The 19,194-nt window shown below is 58.1% G+C and carries 10 protein-coding genes; 2 read left to right on the forward strand and 8 right to left on the reverse strand.

From position 1 onward, the window contains the following. Nucleotides 1-4: 4 nt before the first annotated feature. Nucleotides 5-469: a hypothetical protein gene (locus XH90_RS34075; protein WP_194478585.1), complete on the reverse strand. Its 465-nt coding sequence runs from the start codon at nt 467-469 to the stop codon at nt 5-7. Between the two features lie 626 nt (nt 470-1,095). Beyond that, nucleotides 1,096-1,836 carry a UPF0489 family protein gene (locus tag XH90_RS34080; protein ID WP_194478586.1) on the reverse strand — a complete coding sequence of 247 codons (741 nt, stop codon included), beginning with the start codon at nt 1,834-1,836 and terminating at the stop codon, nt 1,096-1,098. Between the two features lie 330 nt (nt 1,837-2,166). Here XH90_RS34080 and XH90_RS34085 point away from each other — a divergent pair, with 330 nt between their 5' ends. After that, nucleotides 2,167-3,156: a site-specific integrase gene (locus XH90_RS34085; protein WP_194478587.1), complete on the forward strand. Its 990-nt coding sequence runs from the start codon at nt 2,167-2,169 to the stop codon at nt 3,154-3,156. 45 nt (nt 3,157-3,201) lie between these two features. Next, the gene (locus tag XH90_RS34090) at nt 3,202-3,582 is read left to right on the forward strand and encodes a hypothetical protein (RefSeq protein WP_194478588.1); all 381 of its coding nucleotides are present in this window, start codon (nt 3,202-3,204) and stop codon (nt 3,580-3,582) included. A 1,179-nt stretch (nt 3,583-4,761) separates the two neighbouring features. On the opposite strand, the gene XH90_RS34095 is transcribed toward XH90_RS34090, so the two are convergent. The 6 genes from XH90_RS34095 to drmD all read right to left on the reverse strand — a co-directional run bounded on the left by XH90_RS34095 (nt 4,762) and on the right by drmD (nt 19,191). Next, nucleotides 4,762-5,424, reverse strand: coding sequence for a hypothetical protein (locus XH90_RS34095; RefSeq protein ID WP_194478589.1), 663 nt, complete (start codon nt 5,422-5,424; stop codon nt 4,762-4,764). Nucleotides 5,425-5,542: 118 nt separating this feature from the next. Further along, nucleotides 5,543-5,869, reverse strand: a complete 327-nt coding sequence (locus XH90_RS34100; protein ID WP_194478590.1) for a hypothetical protein — start codon at nt 5,867-5,869, stop codon at nt 5,543-5,545. A 739-nt stretch (nt 5,870-6,608) separates the two neighbouring features. Further along, nucleotides 6,609-8,456: a DUF1998 domain-containing protein gene (gene drmB, locus XH90_RS34105; RefSeq protein WP_194478591.1), complete on the reverse strand. Its 1,848-nt coding sequence runs from the start codon at nt 8,454-8,456 to the stop codon at nt 6,609-6,611. Next, the gene (gene drmA / locus XH90_RS34110; RefSeq protein ID WP_194478592.1) at nt 8,456-12,025 is read right to left on the reverse strand and encodes a DISARM system helicase DrmA; all 3,570 of its coding nucleotides are present in this window, start codon (nt 12,023-12,025) and stop codon (nt 8,456-8,458) included. The genes drmB and drmA overlap by 1 nt, the downstream gene beginning before the upstream one ends. Before the next feature lie 20 nt (nt 12,026-12,045). Further along, nucleotides 12,046-15,966 (reverse strand): Eco57I restriction-modification methylase domain-containing protein, encoded by a 3,921-nt coding sequence (locus XH90_RS34115; protein ID WP_194478593.1) that lies wholly within the window; start codon nt 15,964-15,966, stop codon nt 12,046-12,048. Nucleotides 15,967-15,969: 3 nt separating this feature from the next. After that, a complete protein-coding gene (gene drmD / locus XH90_RS34120) occupies nt 15,970-19,191 on the reverse strand; it encodes a DISARM system SNF2-like helicase DrmD (protein WP_194478594.1) in 3,222 nt (1,073 codons plus the stop codon). Nucleotides 19,192-19,194: the final 3 nt, after the last annotated feature.

The raw sequence follows: 19,194 nt of genomic DNA on the forward strand, positions 1-19,194 counted from the left end.
TCATCTATCTCCGAGCTGCGACAAATGCCTTTGCTGCCGTCGTCGCAAGAGCTCGCTGAAAATCTGGAATTGTCTTTGCAAAACTCTGAGCTTGGGACTTTGAAATTGGGAACGCTATGTCATCGTAAAATGGGTTTGGCGATGCCGTAAATGTTAGTTGTAATGATCGCAAGGCGGCTTCGAAACCCTCATAGCTACCAGTATTGCTCGCCCGAAGTTCATTTGCAATTTTTGCAACTGCGAGCACAGCGTCCGAAGACACTTTTTCCTTGAGGAGCTTCTTAACTTCGCCGTCCAAAATTCGGACCACGTTCGCGAAACCCTGGCGGTCTTTAGGATTATGAGGATAGACCGCCTCGACATTTAGCTGAACTAAGTGAGCTACCAAGGCTTTCGTGAACGACTGAAGATCAACGGACCTCGCAGCTTCGTTTATAGCTTGTGCGGCGGATGAAGAGGCTTTCGGCATATATTTCTCTACATGTCAGGCCTGACGCGCTTAGCTGACACACTATCTGGTAGGGAGAAGAAGCTAGATTGCAACTTTTGTCAAAGCTCGGGTAGCCATGACAAATGCTGCGAGCAATATAAGAGTCATTTGAATCACTTAGCCATCTAAGATTCCGGGCTCGAGGTTCGTCCTGTCGTCTGTCTATCAGTTTTAACGAAAATGATTCGTCCTGGCTCAGGATACGACTGGATAAAAGGAGTGGTAACTTCGGGGAAAACCACGATCCGAAGCACAAACAATTCGCCTTTTTGAACCAGCCTCTATGACAAGGTCTCCACAGCTATCGAATTGCTGTCTGCAACGATCGCAATTCACACGCCCGGCCGATTTTCTAGCACGTCGCGCATGAAACTCAAGAACATTTAGAGAACAATCTTAATGGCGCAAAATGGCACCGTGATCTAGTTCTGCCTGAGCAAGGTTGACTCGCAGCACTGGGGCTTGGTTGCACAACAGCGCGTGGACAGGAGCAGGGAGCCGCTCGTAGCCACAACAGCAGCGCACAACATGACGCTGCTGAGGTAACCATCAGACTGTAATTGGCTGAGCATGATGGCCCTACAATTTTGCCGACCAGGATCCACTTACGGCAAAGCAAAATCGATACCCAGTCGGGAGAGCCCGAGCCGCGCAGTTTCCACGGCAGGGCCCCATCCTCCGGTTAAATCTTTGGTCGAGGTAAGGGCAATCGTAACTACGCCAATAGTGCCGTCATTTCGCTTTCGCGCAATCACGTCGAACACTCCCGAGATGAAATCTGGCGAGAGAAAGCGCTGGGGCGGTTGGTCGTCAGAGGCGTCGCAGAAGAAGTAGTCGAGATCGACATTCATAATCCAAGGCGCCAGTTCCGGCTTAAGCCAGTAGTCGAGATTTTCAGGAACGTCCCATACGTCATGTTCCCAAATCTCTTGCTTTGGCCTCTCTCCAACTCGATGGGTTGCAAAATTTACCGAGTTCAAATGGCGCCCGAATAGCTCCAGATAAATCGAAAGATAATTATCCCAGCTAAGTAGGGGAATCTCCCCTATAGCCGGATGAGCGACAGTAAGAGACAAATAATCTTCAATTGGAATGTCCCAGCATGAAGGAACCTTCTTCAGCCACTCATTCATATGGCTTGTTCTCGTGTCGTAGTGTTGGTCGATGTGGAAGAGTGAGTGCGATGACGTTGGCTTTATGCGCTGCAACCAGCACCACATCGCCGCCCGGTGGTTGTCCATTACGAAAACATTCTCGTGTTGCCACAGGAAGTTTAGCTGGGTGTAGGCTGACGAACCTCTTCCTTTAAACGGAACAAGCCATTTTCCTTCATCCATCGAGATCATTGCATGTCCTTGCTTCGACAATTTCATCCACTGGAAGTGGACAGCGCCTATTCTGACGCAAAACCCAGACATCAATGTGCCCGAATAGGTTCGATCTTTAGAAATGGAGCTTTGCCTCATCACGGCAACGCGGCTTGGCCGCGATCGCTGCTGACCCGGTCCGGTCCCCATTGATCGCATAGGTGTTTCCGCGTCCTAGCTCGGATTGTCGCTCGGAATAGGCACACAAGCGGCACACCCGACTTTTCCCGCACCGCGCCGGGATAATCCTTGGCACCGACTCGCCGGCGTCCTTGTATCGAGAAAACAAGGTGATCCGAGCAAGCGACTGTGGCGACTATTCGAAAACTCAGAGGGCGTTGGCAGGCGCAGGTGCGTCGTCGAGGGGTCCCGCCCCGCGCCAAGTCGTTCGATACCAAAACTGCTGCGGAGCGCTGGGCCCGCGATCTTGAGGCGGAAGCTGACCGGTCTGGCTGGGTCGCTGATACACGCGCTGCCGAGAAGACGACGCTGGGCGAGCTTCTCTCCCGTTACGCCAATGAGGTGACACCTACCAAGCGCGGGGCCGTCTCCGAGAAGGCGCGGATCAATTCGATTGTGCGCTGCCCCATCTCGCACCGCACGCTCGCCAAACTAACGAGCTCGGACGTCGCGACATATCGGGACGAGCGCCTCAAGACGGTCGCTCCGGCGACGGTTGTTCGCGAGCTCAACACGATATCGCATGCGATCGAGGTTGCGACCCGTGAGTGGGGCCTCTGGGTGCCCCGCAATCCGGTTAAGCTGATCCGACGCCCGCCAGTCCCGCGTGGTCGAACGCGAAGGCTCAAGGAGGGTGAGGAGCAGCGCTTGCTCGACGCTTGCGACCGTGGGCGCACCCCGCTGCTCAAGCCGCTTATCGTCCTCGCAGTCGAAACAGGTATGCGGCGGGGAGAGCTGCTAGATCTCAAATGGGAACACGTCGACCTGAAGCAAGCTGTTGCGCATCTACCACTGACCAAGAATGGCGATAGCCGCGACGTGCCATTGTCACGTCGCGCGATCCAGACACTGCAAGACCTTCAAGCCAACAGCGCAAAACAACAGCGAGTATTTCCTGTGACGGGCAACTCGGTGCGGCTAGCGTTCGAGCACCTGCGGGTCCGCGCCGGAATGTCGGATTTGCACTTTCATGATCTGCGCCATGAGGCGATCTCTCGGTTCTTCGAGAGGGGTCTCAACATCGCCGAGGTTAGCGCGATCTCGGGACATCGCGAGCTCAAGATGCTGCAGCGCTACACGCATTTGCGCGCCGCCGATCTGGTCGCTCGGCTCGGGTAGCGCCCCTATCAACTCACTTCACCCGAGCAAACAGGAAAAGAGAGAATGCTCAAAACTACACTTACGCTTGTCGTCCTAGCCACCACTCCGATCGGCACCAGTTCCGTCCAACAGCGCCCACTGACAGATGCCGAGAAGAAGATCATCGCGAACACGTATGGCAACCGGCTAAAGGATCCACAGTCTGCTCAATATCGATGGCCTAACCTGATCAAAGCTCAGGCTGAAGGGCCCGACTACTGCTTCCAAGTCAATGCCAAGAACTCCTACGGTGGCTATGTAGGTTTCCAGACTGTGTTGGGCTCAGTAACACAGCGGAACGGAACTATCGTCGGCTATAACTTCAAAATGGGAGCCGAAAGCAGTTCGATGATGAATGATACAGCAAGCGAATTCTGCGCGATCGGTGGCTATAAATTCCAATAACCTGCTTTTGCGGTCGTCCCTCTGGGGCTTCGCGACGAGCGAAGTCCTAGAACTTTTTTAGGAAGCCCAATCCATTGCGTAACGGGTCCACCACACTTTTCCGCTTTAGCCTTGGCCATTAGTCTTCATCTTCAGAGCGTTAGCGCGCAGTCGACGCCTCGATGTTTACGTCAACGGCTTTGCCCTCCTCCCGGCGGCGGCTCAGACAACCCGATCTCGACCAATGGCGCTATAGTTCGCTTCGGCGTGCGCTAAGCTCCTTGCGCCACTTGAACAGCCGTCGGAATTCACGCCACTATCCGATCCACCCCCGAGCCAACTCCGCCTATGTGTCGCAGCAGAACATCAGCAGCTCGCCGGCAACGTCGTCAAGCTTGTCGATGTCTGGCCCAAGGCGGCTTTGTCCAGCAGCGGCATGCCATGGTCGCCGGAATACTCGCGCACGTCGAAAGCAGGCGCGGTGCGAAGATCTGGCGCTTCAACCGAAGCTCACCAGCGGCCCGGTCGAGCCACTTCCAATTGCCCCTGCTCAACAGAAGCGGTGGTCGACGCGGAAATTCTGTGGGGCTGTCGGGCCGTTCCACTCTTGTCCACCATGATCACGATGCGCCGCGTTCTGTCGACCCAACTAGAAGCCCGCTGACGCGTCAGGACCCTTCACTTGTGTCAGGTAGCGGGCACTTCGAAATAGCGAATCCAGAGTCACGGCTCGCGATCCTAGACGCGACCGGAACGCCCATCCGTCAAACCGATGGCCCGCAGTGAGCCGCCGGAGCCGGCGATCATGGCCGGAGGTGGCTCATAGCCGGAAGGGTTCTCATAGCCGGAAGGCTTGCTCCCCTGGAGTGTTATCGACCAGGACTTGAGCCGGCCGGAGGCCGGCGAATGGCCGGGAGCATTCATATCCTGGAGGTCCATTCTAGCCGGAAGCAGTCCCTTCTCCGGAGATGATCAGAAGGCGGCGCGCGCCGCGCGCCCCGAACGAAATGAAGGAAGGAAGGAACGAAGTGACTGACTGACTGAATGGAGTGAGGTCTTAGCGACCGTGACGCCAGATCGTGCTAACCTAATTCTCTGATTTTACTGACACAAACCGAAAAGAAAGAGAAGTCCGTGCTACTCCTTTCGTGCTAACCTCGTCACGCTTTCACCGGAAACTGTGCCGTGACGAAAAGCGTGCTACCCTAGCCCGTGCCACGGTCCGCCGGGCTGCTCTAGCTTGCGGACCTTATCAAGCAGGTTCCGTATCTGCCACTTGGTGATCTTGCCCGGATAGCGCTTCGCAATCTCGGCCAAAGACGTCTTTGTTCCTCCAAAGCTTGCCTTGGCTTGCCATGCGGTCGTGATCCTCTCCTCTTCATCCCTGATCTGCACCAGCGATTGCCGGGCGTTGGGCGCGTGGGTGGCGGCGACCAGTGCCGCTAGTCGCGTGTTGTAAATCTTGCGCAAGGTGCGATCGAACGGTGGGCGCGGTATGGCGTCCAACTGCTCAATCACCTTGTCCACGTCAATGGTGCGCTCGCGCCGCTCCCGGTCGCGATAGTTTTGGGACCGAATGGCGCTCTTGCGCCGCTTGCGTTTCAATTTATTGGCCGCGATGAGTGCTGATACCGAGTGACCTGGCTCTGGCGTCAAGGCCTGCGACTGATCTGCGGCGTGCGTGGGTTCGTCATCGAGTTGCGAAAGCAAGCCGTTAATATGAGCCTGTTGGTCGCCGAATGAATGATCGGAGCGCGGCCCGTCGAGCTTGCTCTCCAGCGATCGCTCAAAGCTATCGAAGTCGGAGATGCAATCTTCAGGGTTTTCGCTTGCGCCGCCGAGGGCTGATCGAGTATTCTTCACGGGTCGAAACTTTCTTGCAAAGTAGGGTCGACATTCTAGAAAACGACGCGCCGGCCAGCGCGTCGTTTTGCGTTTTGGTGTCTACTGTAGCATGCCGTCGCCGGCTTGTGTTGGGCTTTCAGCGCCGGAACAGCACGCCGCCAGGACGCGACTGTTGCCGTAGCTCCTGGCCGATCAGCGATCGCACATGAACCATGGCCGCGTCGGCGACTGACTTGCCCAGGCGCTCGTTATCCTGTGGCGACTGCCCAGGCGAGCCCTGCACCGAGACGTTGATCGAGGGCGCTATCACATGAGGAGGCCGATCAAGGAGCAGCCACCGAACCTCCGCCGACCAGTCCGCCGTTGGCGAACTTGGGAACGCCGCTAGGCTCGGGTTGCTGACACCAAGCTGATTCGAGGAACCCGGGACGACGGACGAGACGATAAAACTACGCACGCTCATCGAGAGGACCTCTCGCGGCCAGAGCTCCAGCACCCGTCAGGACATGCTGATCGATCAGCCGGTGTTTTGATGTGCTCAACGCGAGCTTGGCCCCGCACAGATCGGAGCGCTTATACAGAACACGTCGAAAGTTCTGTAGGAACGCACAGAATTTCTGTGCACTTCGCACAGAAAACGACATGCAAATCTGTATGAAGTGACAAGAAAAATGGCGCTGCAAAGCTATCTCATAAGAGTGCAGCATGCGATTTCCGCGGGAATTCGCGAACTGGACGCCAAATGGCAGGGAGAAAATTTTGCATTCTGTTTTCAGCTGGCTGCAGGTTGACTACGTTGTTGGGGAGTCAACGGGAACTTATTGCGGAAAACTACCTTCTGAAAATAGGTTACATTTTTCGTGTCGGATGAGCCTGAGGCCGGCCTGACAATCTCCGGAAATGCTTTCGCACGAACTCGAATGCATATTCGCTGCGCGGTTAGCAGGCGTGCGTTATATCCGGCCCGAGGCCGCATTCCTGCAATTGCACGCTCCAAATCAACGTGCGAGCTCACAACGAACGAGAAGCTCAAAACGGGTTCGAGTAAAATGAGTGAACTTCGCTAAGTCAGCTGCTGACATCTGACACAGTTGAATCCCTTCGATTGCCCTTGGGGTTTGTTTGAGCCAGTAGCCAACATAACCTCAGAATCAATGTTTCATGTCATGGTTCATGAGCGTAATTTTGTTGCTCAGATCGACTTAGAAGAACGCTTCACCCGCCGCGGACATCGTCGCGGTCAGAAGCGCTCGGTCCAGGTATAGATTTCGGCTTTCGCAGCTGGTCTCTGCGATGAGCAAACAGCTATGGCAAGCGGCTCCATGAGTTGCGCGATCGCCACTCTGGGTGTCTGGCTCGTGATCAGAGCAAACCGGGTCGTTCGAGCATATCGCAACTCGATCCAAGGCCGATTTGAGGATGGAGGCGAATCGAGGGGCGGTCGCTACTAGGCCCCCCAAAGTTCCCTGTGCTCCGGCCGTCGCGGTATAGATCAGTATCCCGAAGCGGCCTCCGTCACCCTCCGGCAACGCGTAAATCCTTTCCTTGAGGGCACTGGCTGGATATCCGCAATCAAGGGCGATTTCGGACATGAGCGCGTGCGACAGGCTATGCAGTAGCGCGTAGGGCAGACCGGGATACTTCGGACCTTTGCCCCCAAATCGGAGCGACCAATGCTGAAATCCAGCAATCAGCTTCGAATTTCGTTCTTTAGCCGGCTCCCCGTTCATCCAAGCGCGGATTTTGGCCTCGTCAAAGTGCACAAACAGGCCTTCGCCAAACTGTTCGATCGCGGGTAACCAATCGGCGTCTCTCGATATTGGCGCACCGTCGACCGCCAGGCTCACGTCCTCGATGTCGCCATCGCTAGACGTGGGTGCGGCTTCGAATCGCGTAAAGCCATATAGGCAAGAAACCTCTCGAAGCCTGTGGACTGCCACGAGGCTTTTTACACTCGATAGATCGATATCCGTCGCGCTGGCCCAGGCCTCCCGCTTCAAAGTTTGAGCGTAAAGTTTGGCGGCCGGATGGTTCTGCCCTATCTCGTCGCGGCCGCTGGCGAAAACGTCGAACTCGGCCACCTTGGGAGACTTTGAAGCATCGGCCTTTGCCCCTTCGCGAATTCTGACAAGGCGATCAAAAATGTCTTGGTCGGCGAACCCTCCGAGCGAAGCAGAAACCTTGGGATTGAACAGCTTTGCTCCGTCTACATGCTCAACTGATTTCACGTTGGTGAGCTCCCCCGAGAGATCCGCAACCAACTTCGTTAGCTCATCCTCTTCTGAGGGGAGCGAGATGATCGTTAAAACCTGGGGGAAATAGGTATTGGTGGCCGTTCGGGTGAGAAGCTTTAGATTCAGATCACACCCATCCGGGTCCTTGTCGAGCAACCACGGGCGCTCACCTCGGCATTTTCCGAGCCTGCCCGGAATGAACGCCTCTTGAAGGGATAGCCGCCTGCCACAGCCGCACACGACGGAAGTATCTGCGGGGTCGGCGCTGGTCCCCTTTTCTTCAACCCACATCGGCTCCTGGCAAACCGTGGTGCCGTGCACGACCCAGCGCCAATCGATGTCCTGCAAGTGCCCCTTTGTGCAGGCGCAAACGAAGCGGATTGGCGTTACTTCACTCTTTCGGCCATCGTCGAAGTTGAAACGCTTGCGGCCCGTGGCGTCCAAATCTCTCCATCGCACCAGCCTCCGGCGACGAAAGCCCGCAGGCCCCGTTCCCACGACGTCGACCTCCTCACAGACGAACCAAGCCGGGAATATCGCCGATGATATGCCGCGAGGCTCTCCGTTCGGTGCTGCTTCAGTAATCGGGGGCGTTCGAAGGGAAAGACTCTTGCTCTGATCCAGCCGGCTCCGCTCCTTCAGGAGCTTTTCGAGACGCTCCTGAAGCCGCGGCTCCGATAAAGTCGTGAACCCGCCGCCCTTCATGTCCCATTGCTCGAGTCCGCCAATGACTACGGATCGCGTTGGCAAATCCACCATGGCCCCCGGGCCGAACGTGGAGATGACCTGGCTGAGTCGCTGCGTATTCTTGCTCATCAGACGTCATCCGCGTTGGCTATGACTTTTCCATCTGGGTCTTTCACCTTCAACGTCACACTGGGTTCAACATCCCGCATCGACCGCCCCGCAATGAAGAGCTGATGGCCTTGCGAGAGGTTTGGTATTTCCGGCGCGAGTGGCATATGAAGCAGTCGGTTTGGACTCTTTTTATGGGCGTAGGCGAAGACGTTTCCGCCAGCCGCCTGATCTTGCGCAGTCGCTATCCACGCGTCGAGAATGGTGTCAATCTGTAAGGCAAGAGCCGCCTTGCCCCCGGCAATTGCCCTGTCAGGAGCCCGACTGAGAATTGCATCACGGACACGTTGTCGCGTCAGAGGATGGTCCTTCAGCACCCCGACGGCGGTATCCGGAGTTAGGCTCTCATCCACGTGACGGGCCGCGGCAACCACGATTGCAGCCAAGGCCCTGTCGAGTGCCCTGGCTGCCCACGGAGTTACGCTGGTGGCTTCAACGGCTCGATAGAACGTTCGGTGAAATTGGCAGAATTGCTCAAAATGCATCCGGTCGCGCGGCTTATGCACGTTGAGCACAACAACTACCAAGCCAGGGCGGTCGTGATCGCGACCGACGCGGCTCGTAGCCTGAATATACTCTGCCGCAGTCTTTGGCTGCCCCTGCACCAGCATCAAGCCTAGGCGGGTGATGTCTAGGCCGACCGAAATCATGTTGGTGGCGAGCGCCACGTCGACGACCTCATTCGGCGAACCGAAGACAGCTTCAAGGCGCTGCTTGGCCTCGGCCACTTTGTCGGTCGACTCGCGCGATGTCAGCTCCATCGGAGCTTTGATTTGTCGATCCGCGAAAATAACGTCCGGTGGTTCGACCCGGCGTCGCTGAGTGCCGTAACGACTGACGCGATCGCGAACTTCGTCTTCGACGATCCGTCTCGCCCCACCCAGTTCGCGGAGAGCGTTGAAGTAACATAGCGCCGTCATGTAGGGATCGGCCGGATTGTTCTTGCCCGGTGGAACAGACGCCGCAGCCTGGTCGTAAGCAGCTTGCGCCGCGGACAACAGTGTTGTCAGAGCACGCAGATAGACAAGCTTGGGGCCTTTACCTTGCGCGGCGATGCCTAGATACCAGCGTGCAGGGTTCTTTGACGACGGGACCGTCTGAGCAAAAAAGCTATCCGTGCGGTCGATCCCCGGTGGCGGAAAGATCTGTGTCGAAGCCCGGTCGAAAAGCGCCTCGATCTGTGCCGCGGCACGTCTAACGGTTGCGGTCGAGGCGACAATCTTTGGTCGGATACGCTTGTCGCCTTTCGTGCGTGTTGCAAGCTGATCAATCGCGCATTCGTAGAGACCCGCGACGGTGCCCAGTGGCCCAGCGATCAGATGAAGCTCGTCCTGAATGATCAAGTCCGGCGGGTCAAGCGACCAACCGTTCCCCAGTGGCTGTCCTTGTCGAGGTTCGGATGCCCCAAAGAAGCCGAGCCCCTCCTGATATCGATCGACATGCCCAAAGAATGCGCCTGTCTGCCCTTCCCAAGGCAAGCTCGCGAATTTGTCGACTGTGGCGATCAGAAACGCGGGCAGCCGACGGTAGATCGGCTCGTCAACGGTGAGCACCGGCAAAGCGCGGTTGCCCGTGAAATCGCATGAAAGATTGTCGCAGCGGATCTCAAGATTGGTCGGGGCCGTCTCGTTGGGACGGCAAGCAAAGGAGTTTTTCGTAAAAGGCGTTCCGCACCAAGGACAGGCTTTTAGGGGAGCTGGCGCTCTTTTGTCCTTTTTGTTGCGATAGCGGCGAACGCGACCAACGGCCGTGTGTTCGTCCGTATCGCCCTTGCCGCCCAGTTTGTTCGGAGATGCATCGGAGCCGACCCAAAGCCCGATTTCGATCGGCCAATCACCCAGGAGCCGCCTCCCCTTCTCATCGAGATTAGCCGAATTTGTCCGCATTAGTTCGAGGGCGCAGACCACGCCCGCGGCACGGGCAAGCTGGTCGAGCGTCAGGAGGCGCAAAGTGTAGCGCATAATGACGGCCACGCCGGCGCCCAGAATGCCTGGGCCGGTCAGCCGCCGGAACGCGATGACGAAAGCGGCGAGACCCAGATAGGCTTCGGTCTTGCCGCCGCCCGTCGGGAAGAACAGCAGGTCCGCCTTCTCTCGATCGGGATGCGACTTGTCCACAAGACCGGACAGATTCAATAAAATGAAGGCGAGCTGAAACGGTCGCCATTCAGGCTTGCGCTGGGCCGCCGGGTCTCCATTCGGACCGGCATTGCGCCGACGGGCAGCCATTGCGATGGATGCATTCATGAAGCGAAATGCCGTCCGCGCAATGCTGCTTGAGCTTACGAGATTAATACCGGCCGCGATGCGGTCGCGAGCGGCTTCCATATCCGTTATCAGGCGATTCGCTGTCGCACGACGTTGCCCTGAAAGCCGCGTGGCTTTAACGCGTTCCAGTCCAATCCACGCCTCGTATAGTGCCGGTAGAGCCGTGAGAGCATCTGCGAGAGACTTCTCGCCTTCAGTTGCCCTCTCAACGAGATCCTCCATGCCGAAGACGACGCGGGATGTCAGCTTCGCATCCTCATTGGGCGCTACACGTTCGACCTCTGCAACTGGGAGCGGGTCAGTCCAGACGCGTTGAACGGCTGTGGCCTCATTTTCTGGAGCACTCCAGCCCGCGGCTGCATTACGGCCGACGGCCCATTCGCGGATGTCGCGATAGTGCAGGTCGGCAAGCTGCAGATCGCCATCCTTGGTTTTCGTGCCCGACAAGTCACGACGCGGCTGAAAGCCGGATGGACAGATAAGCTCAAGCCGGGTTTGAAATGCGAAAGAGACGTCGGCGTAACTGCTTTGGGGCACGATGGCCCGCCGATTAACAAGGAAAACGGTTAATGCTCGCACTCTCTCCCGCGTGCCATCCGGCGTCACATAATCGAAAATGCGCGAATGAGACTCGAGCTGAAGTCCGCCGCCACGTCGTTGCTCGGCTGCGCTTTCCCGAACAACAATCGGGCTGCCTCTTCCCTCTCTTGTTAGCTTGATCGTCTCGGTGCGCGTCTTGGGAACTCGAACCCATTCAACTGCAACGCGAGCCTTCCGCTTCCGTTTACCATCCGTGCCGACCTCCTCGGGCTCGGATTCTCCGATCAAAACACTCTCAGGAAGCGGAGGTTCTGTCCGATAGTCGCCCCAACTGACGTTTGCTTCGATTTCATTAACGTCTGGGTCGAGCAGAACTGTAAGTCCGATCGACGAGGGCAAGAACCGGCGCGACGCATTTGGCGCATCTGGGGTTTCGTTGTCACCAGCGGCGCCGCCCGACCCGGCCGGATCGGGAGCGTCAACCTCGGGATCGAGTTCTTCCTGAGCATTCGGATCGACAACATCGTCGTCGGCGGCATCAAGCGCCATGGGATCGTCGGTGGGAGCAATAAAGCCAGCAAGATACCAGCGCGACGGCCTATCGCTCAGCCGTTCCATCTCCAAATCCTTGTCGGCGAGCTCTACGCTAACCGGCAGTGGGCCAATCAAGTCGCGGCGGAAAGTATTGACGATGCCACGGCGGATTTCGTTACTGGTTGTCATGGTTCATCCCGCGCTCTCATTCACTCCTCGTCGTTTCCGTCATCGTCACTCTCATTATTGCCCATCATCCCCGGAGCATTGCCCAGACGCACTTCTTCGGCATGCCTTTCGGCATTGAGAGCGAGGAGGCGCGCCAGAACTTCATCATGAAAATCGGACGGCCAGAACAGGCGATCCTGATAAGTGTGGTCATCCTCGTTTGTCTCATCTAGGAAAATAGGCTCAGCGCGCGTTGCCAGATCTTGCCAGCCGTAGGCTTCTAGAACGGCGCGATCCATAGCGGCGTGTAGTTCCCGCAAGCGTGTGACGTCTTCAGCAGTCTCAGTGCGGCTGTGGAAGCGATTGTAGATTTTGGTCATACCCTCCTTGCGGGCGGCCATGAGAGTTGCGCGGTAGCTGTTGTAGGCTTGGCCTACGACTTCGAGCTCGGGCAATTGCTCAAGGCCGCGCGGGAAGGCAAAGGTCTCAAAGCAATCGGACGGCGTATAACGAAGACGATCCTCCAGAGTTGAGGCGAAAAGTCGGGCCCAGATTTCGTGAGGTCGTGCCTGCATCCGCGAAAAGGCCGACCAAGAGTCTAGTGCAAATATATTCAGCCCATGGCCCCATATGCGCCCCAGGGGTTGCATGGCAAACGCTAGATGCGGGCTAACCGACGAATTGACAATAACGCCACGCAGACTCCTAATTCTATTGTAAAATGACCGACGTTCGGCGTGATAGCACCACCATTTCCTCTTCAATTTCTTATTGTTCGGATTGTCGTTCAAGTGATCTCGCTCCGGTTTCACCTTTTCTTTCACGATCTTGTGCAGGGCCGGGAACCTGCGAAGCTGATCTTCGTCTTCGAGGTCGCTTACATTGATAACGTATCGCTTCGGTAGCTGTCCCGGCGAAACATTGATCTCTTCGCCACCAAGATAGGGGAAGATCCTGGACATGCATTCTGGATGGTTTACTCGCAACTGATCTAAATCGTTCAACGTATTCGGTTCGCCCTCATCACCAAACAGGAAGCCAGGGGATCGAATGTTCGTTCCTTGAGAAAATAATCCGGATAGAGCGCTCAATCTGTGAGGCGCCCGATTTCCACCCGACGCTAACAAGAACGCTGTAATTGTGGACTGCCGCCTTCCATCAAGCTCCACCAGGTGCCGGTAATTTTCTCCTTTGAAAATATGGACCGTCGAAACAACTATTGTCGCCTCGCCGGGCCATCGCAATCGTTTGATTGCGCGATAGATCGTGCCTCGATGCTCAACAATCCAACGCAAGCCTGATTCCCGGGTATCTCCCTGAGCAATTGTGTTTGTCGCGATAAGGCCGATGGTGCCCTGCTCACGGCAGAGGATAAAAGCCTGACGAAAGAAATAAGCCACGTAGTCGGCGAGATGTCCTGTCTCAATAAAGATCGACGTTAGAAATGAGAAATATGACATCCCGAGTAGATTGGATATTTTTACTCCCCCCAGAAACGGAGGATTACCAATGATCGCATCAAAGCCCCCCCTCTCGCGCGCAAACACCTCTGGAAACTCGATGTCCCAATGGAATGGTGTGAGCGGATGAGCTCCTTGTTTCAACTTTGCGGCTACTGCTGCGAGCTTTTCCCACGCCAAGTCGAACGATCCGGTCAACCAACTCTCAACCTCGGCGCGTTTTGTCTCCCGCGCCTTCGGCTTGTCGGTTGAGAAGAATGCCGCGATCACCGCATCGCCCATCAGCCTGATGTCTCTCAATCGCACTTCCAACGCGCGATGCCGCGCCTCCTGAATCGCACGCGAAGTGTCGTCGGGCGCAGCTTGGATTTCGGCACGGCCTTTCATTGCCTCAGCAACGCGCTGTTTCACCAACTGCCGAAACAACGGCAGTCCGGGCTTCGATACGTCCCAGTGCACTGCTGCTATTTGAGCTTCAGTCAGACCTACCAAGCTGTCGCCGGATTTAAGCGTGTGATCGAGGAAGGTGAACTCGTGATCTCGCGCCAAGGTTGCAAGCCATAGCGATAGCTTGGCGAGGTCGGTGGCGAGGGGATTCTTGTCGACGCCGTAAAGGCAACGTTGCGCTACAAGCCGCCGCGCATGCAGCTCCTCGTCCTCATCGGCGGGAACGACCGGCTTCGTCTCCGGCCAGCGCGCCCACGCGGCGACTAGCCTTGCGGCAAGTGCGCGGCAGGCCTCGACCAGAAACGCGCCCGAGCCCATCGCGGGATCGCAGACCTTGAGATTAAGAATTTGTTCGGGCGTGGCGTCCGGGCCGAGCCGCTCGAATGCCGGCTCAAGCGCGTAACGCACGATCGGCTCGGTGAGGCTCCGCGGGGTGTAGTGACTGCCGGTGCGGCGGCGCTCGTCGGTCGGCTGCAGGATCGGCGTGCCGGCGGACAACTCACGCTTGCGCGGCGAGGCGCGCTCGTCGACGATTGAGTCCAGCGCCGCAACCATTTCGGCGACACTCCTGGCTGTCTCGACAGGCCTGGCCTGCGCCGCGGTCAGCGCGCGATCGCCGTCTTCCTTCAGATATTTGACGCGATCCTTGCCGCTTTTGGCCAGCAGCGCGTCGAGATCGACGAAAACCGGCGTGTGGTTGTTTTTGCCGGCCCTGATGGCGAGCACGCGGCCCGCCGCCTGCTCGACAGTAAACCCCATCACGGTCTCGTAGACCGAGCCGATTTGCTCGACATCGAGGGTTCGGTAGGATAGGCGCTCGCGGGCTCGGTCCGCGCCACGGCCTTTGGCTTCGAGGGTCATCAGACCTTCGAGCACGCGCAGGATGCAGCCGTCGGACACGGTCATAACGGCCGGCTTATGGGAGCGCGCCGCGCGTCCTTCGAGAAACGGGAAGACATCCGGATCGAACAGCTTGCCACCGCGCGCCTGGATGATGTGGGAGGGATGGCCACCATGGATCAGCCGGAACAAAGCCAACAAGCGGCCCCAGCCGCCGCGCCGCTCATCCATGGTGTCGGGGTTCAGCGCCGCGTCCTCGGCCAGCTTGGCGTAGAGCCCGCGAATGGAGTAGCCGTTGTCATAGAGCGCGCGCGAACGGCCATCGGTGCGCGACGGCAGGAGATCGCGATCCTCTGCGTAGAGCACGAACACCAGCCGCATCAGGACCGTGAGCAGGCCTTCGTAGAGGTGTCCCGGTTGTTCGGCCGCCAGCTTTCGGATCGCGTCCGGATCGGCGGCGTTGAGGCCACGCAGCAATTCATGCAGCGCACCGAGCACCTGCTCGGCGAGGGCGATCGATACCGCCGCCTGCGCCTCGCGGCTTTTCTTCAGGACGGCGGGCAGACGCCGGTCCTCAGCATCGGTGAAAAGCCGTCCCCGATCGAGCATCAGCTTGAGCCCACCGAGCATGGCACGCCCGGCGACTGTCGCGAGCGATCGAATCGGGAAGGCGAGCCATCCAGAGGTCTCGCCCTTCGGGGCGTAAACCAGCCGGATATCCTTGTCGGTGATCATTAGCCCCGCGGAGACACCGGTCTCGCGCAACAGCCGCTCGAACCGTTGATGCGGGGTCGCCTCCCATCCGCCGAGCGCGCCGCGCTGATCGGGATCGATGCCCGGCCCTTCCAACCTGACAAGTATCTGCCACGGCTGCTCGCCACCCGAGGGGTCGAGGACGGCCCAATCGGGTGAAAGTGTCGTGTCATACTCCGGCAGGCGCAGGCTAAGGCTATCGAGTAGAGCGGGGCCGCCGGGCGCGCCCGCAACCATCCGCGCTTCCCAGCCGAGGATCGCTTCCGCGAAGGCCCATGGATCAGCCAGAGCCGGCTTGGCCGGATCGGGATCGACAAGCAGTTCGACCTCGGCGCTATCGATCTGGCTCTGCGGCGTCGGCTCAAGGATCAGATCCTTGACTACGGCTGGTGCGACCACAAGGCCGACCGGCTGCACGTGGTCCAGCCATTCAAGCGCAGGATCGCGGTATGTCTCTCGCATCGTTTAGCCTGAAACCGGCCAGAGATAGACGATACCGACCGGTTCGAGTCGATGCGCCGTCACGTCGTAAGAATGCAGGATACGCTCCGGCTCCGTTTTCATTTCCTGATCGAGCCGTTCAAGCCGCGTTCGCCAATGACGACGATCCGCCTCCTGTTCCCGCCGCTCCTCCTCGGCGATTCCAGGGAGGGCAAGCTGATTGGGGTCGAATTCGTCCGCCGCCTTGGAAATCCGGCCAAGCTGCCGCTCCAGCAATTCGCGCAGGGACTTTGACTCCTCTTCGCCACGCTTGCGCAACAACTTGATATTGGCTGCAATGCGCTCGCCGGCGATGCTCTCGAGTGCGGGGCGCAAATCCGTGATGTCTTGCTCAATCAATGCCTGAACGCGCGCAACCGCCATTTTAGGGGCGGGCGTCGCCGTTCTCAACGCTTGCTCCAGCTGATCAAGCGTCCGCGCCTCGCCGCTCTCGCCCAGAGCTTTCAACGGCTTCCTGGCACGCTCGGCCTCGGACCAGATCGCAGCGATTGGAATGACCTCCTCGTGCAAGCGTGTCGCGCCGCTGCCATACAAGCTGAGGCGTCCCATCAGGACGATGCGCGGCTGCGCGCCCGGACCCATGATCACCGAAACGCGTGATAGGCTTGATTCGAAGCCTTGCGAAATGAAGCGTGACAACAGCCTTCGGACAAGACGGTGTTCGAGATGGACCTGGACGACGTTCGGCGCGTCGCGACCGTCCGCCAGCACCGGGGGTTTGAAGGAAATCGAGCGGATCGGTGCGTTACGCCGCCAATCCGAATAACGTTCGCCTCGCTTTCGCGGCCGGATTCGCAGATCGTCGAACGCATCGCCCCAGCCGCCCTCGCCCTTGAAGGCCAGATGTGAGGGATCGAAACGATAGGTTTCGACCGGGCCAACAGCTTCCGCCCGGGCCTCGTCGAAATGATAGCCCGCACGATCAAGCGCGACAGCCACCACATGCCTCAAATCATCTTGGTTGACGCCGACCTTCTCTTGCGAGTCTTCCAGCACCCGTTGTAGCTCGCGCTGCTCCTTGGTGATCTTGTCAAAGCGGACGCGCTCATCATCGTCCATCTCAGCCCGCGCCCGAGTAAGACGTTCGGCATCGCTCTCCGCCTCGATGGCTTTGGCGATCTCCGCCGCCGCACCCTGACGGATGCCGCTTTCCGCTAGCCGCCTCGTCACACGCTCTTCGATTACCTGACCGACCGAGCCGAGCTGATTGCGAATCGACTCGGTCTTGCGCACGAGGGCGTCGAGAACTATGTCCGCTTCGCGCTGCTCATATTTGAAGTAGCGGCAAACGATTAGCTTTGCCGGCTGCAGCTTGCGATCAATGCGCCCGTTGCGCTGCTCAAGACGAGAAGGGTTCCAAGGCAAATCGAAGTGGATCAAGTCCGAGCAATAAGTCTGGAGATTGATACCTTCGCGGGCGGCGTCGGTGCAAAGCAATATCCGGACAGGTTCGATCGCTGGATCGGTGTTGAAGGCGCGTTTGACGGCTTCGCGCTTGTCTGTGCCGGTGGCACCTGAGAACACAAGGATGCGTTCATCTGATTTATCGGTGGCATCGATTGCCTCAAGCAGCCGCCGTTCCAGCCATCTGCGCGTGTCTTCGTATTCGGTAAAAATGATCAGGCGTCGGTTGTTCCAGGTCTTACTCGAGAGCATATTGCCCTTGATCCATTCGACCAGCCAGCGAACCCTGGCGTCGGGGCGGCTTGCGGAAGCCTCTGCGACAGCAAGCATGTCATCGACCGCGGCAAGCTCTTCTTCAAGCGCGCCTTTGGTAGCTCCGAGCGCTCCCGCGCGAGACGCGGCCTCGGTCGCGGAGGTTTCGTCTTGATCTATTGTTGCTTCGGCGTCCGAATCCTCTAGGTCAAGCTCGGCAGTGACCTCACCGCTCGGCGAAGCCACGAATGTCAGCGCGGCTTGTGATTCACGCGCCGTAACCTCCCCGTCTATCAGCTTTGCCAGCGAACCACGATGAACCTTGAGCGTTTTGGCGAACGCAGCGTTTGATGAAAGCAGGCGTTGCTGCAATCCCACGAACGCAAGCTTGGCTAACGCCGCCTTTTGGCTCGGCAGGGTCGATATGCGTGCCATCCGCAGTTCGCCATACGCTGCGAGCCGGCGAGCGAGATCGAGTTCCGGCGCATCGGCCGGGAGCCCAGAAATTGGGATCGCCTCGATCCGCCGTTCCGGAAATGCCTCACCGAGCCGGCGAAGATCCGATTTCAGCCGGCGAACCATGACCGGCTCCAAATCCCTCGGTCGAACCTCAACTCCGCGCGTAAACCGCTGTGGGTCGAGCATCTCTAACAAGGCGGAAAAGCTGTTGCTGTGACCATTGTGCGGAGTTGCAGAGAGAAACAAGCGATGTTCGAAGCGCTCAGAGATATTGCGCACGGCCTTGGTGAACTGGCTTGAGATCGCATAGCGCGATCCTCCCGCCGGGGCCGCATGATGCGCCTCATCTAGGATCAGCAACGCACGAGCACGAAACTCTCCGAGGACATCCCTCAAGCCGGAAACATACGTTTCATCAGTGAGCAGCCGATGCGAAATGATGAAGCGAGAGCCCGTGCGCCACGGATTGACACCGAAGCCGTGCAAACGCCTCATCTCGGCGAGATGCTCTCGGTCGACAATCTGGAAGGCTAGACCAAATTTCGCCTGCAGTTCGTCCTTCCACTGCAATGTCATGGACGGTGGCGCTGCCACAACGATGAAGTCTATGCGGCGCCGCAGCAAGAGCTCCCGGGCGATCAGGCCGGCTTCAACAGTTTTGCCCAGCCCGACGTCATCCGCGATCAGCAGATTTACTCGGGGCAACCGCAGGGCCTTCCGCAAAGGTAGAAGCTGATAGGTATCCAACCGAATTCCCGCCCGGAAGGGCGCTTGAAACAAGTCCCGTTCAGCTGCGGTGGAAGAATTCCAGCGAATTACCCGCAGATGGGCTGCGAACACGTCGGCCGAATCCGGTCCGCCTGCCCCGACACGTTGCCAATTATCCTCGCCTAGGATCCTTGGTCCGATCTCGGCATCCCAAATGACCTCAAGTTGCTCGCCCTGGGCGTCGTCGGCAATGCACGAAAGCCTCAGCGACTCGAACTCTCCGTCCCCCTTCACGGTCTCCTCGACCAACCAAGGGCGCCCCCGGAGCTCCACAAAAGCCCCGGCCTCAAGTTTCCCCGCCATTTC

It is taken from the genome of Bradyrhizobium sp. CCBAU 53338 (assembly GCF_015291665.1).
Classification (GTDB): domain Bacteria; phylum Pseudomonadota; class Alphaproteobacteria; order Rhizobiales; family Xanthobacteraceae; genus Bradyrhizobium.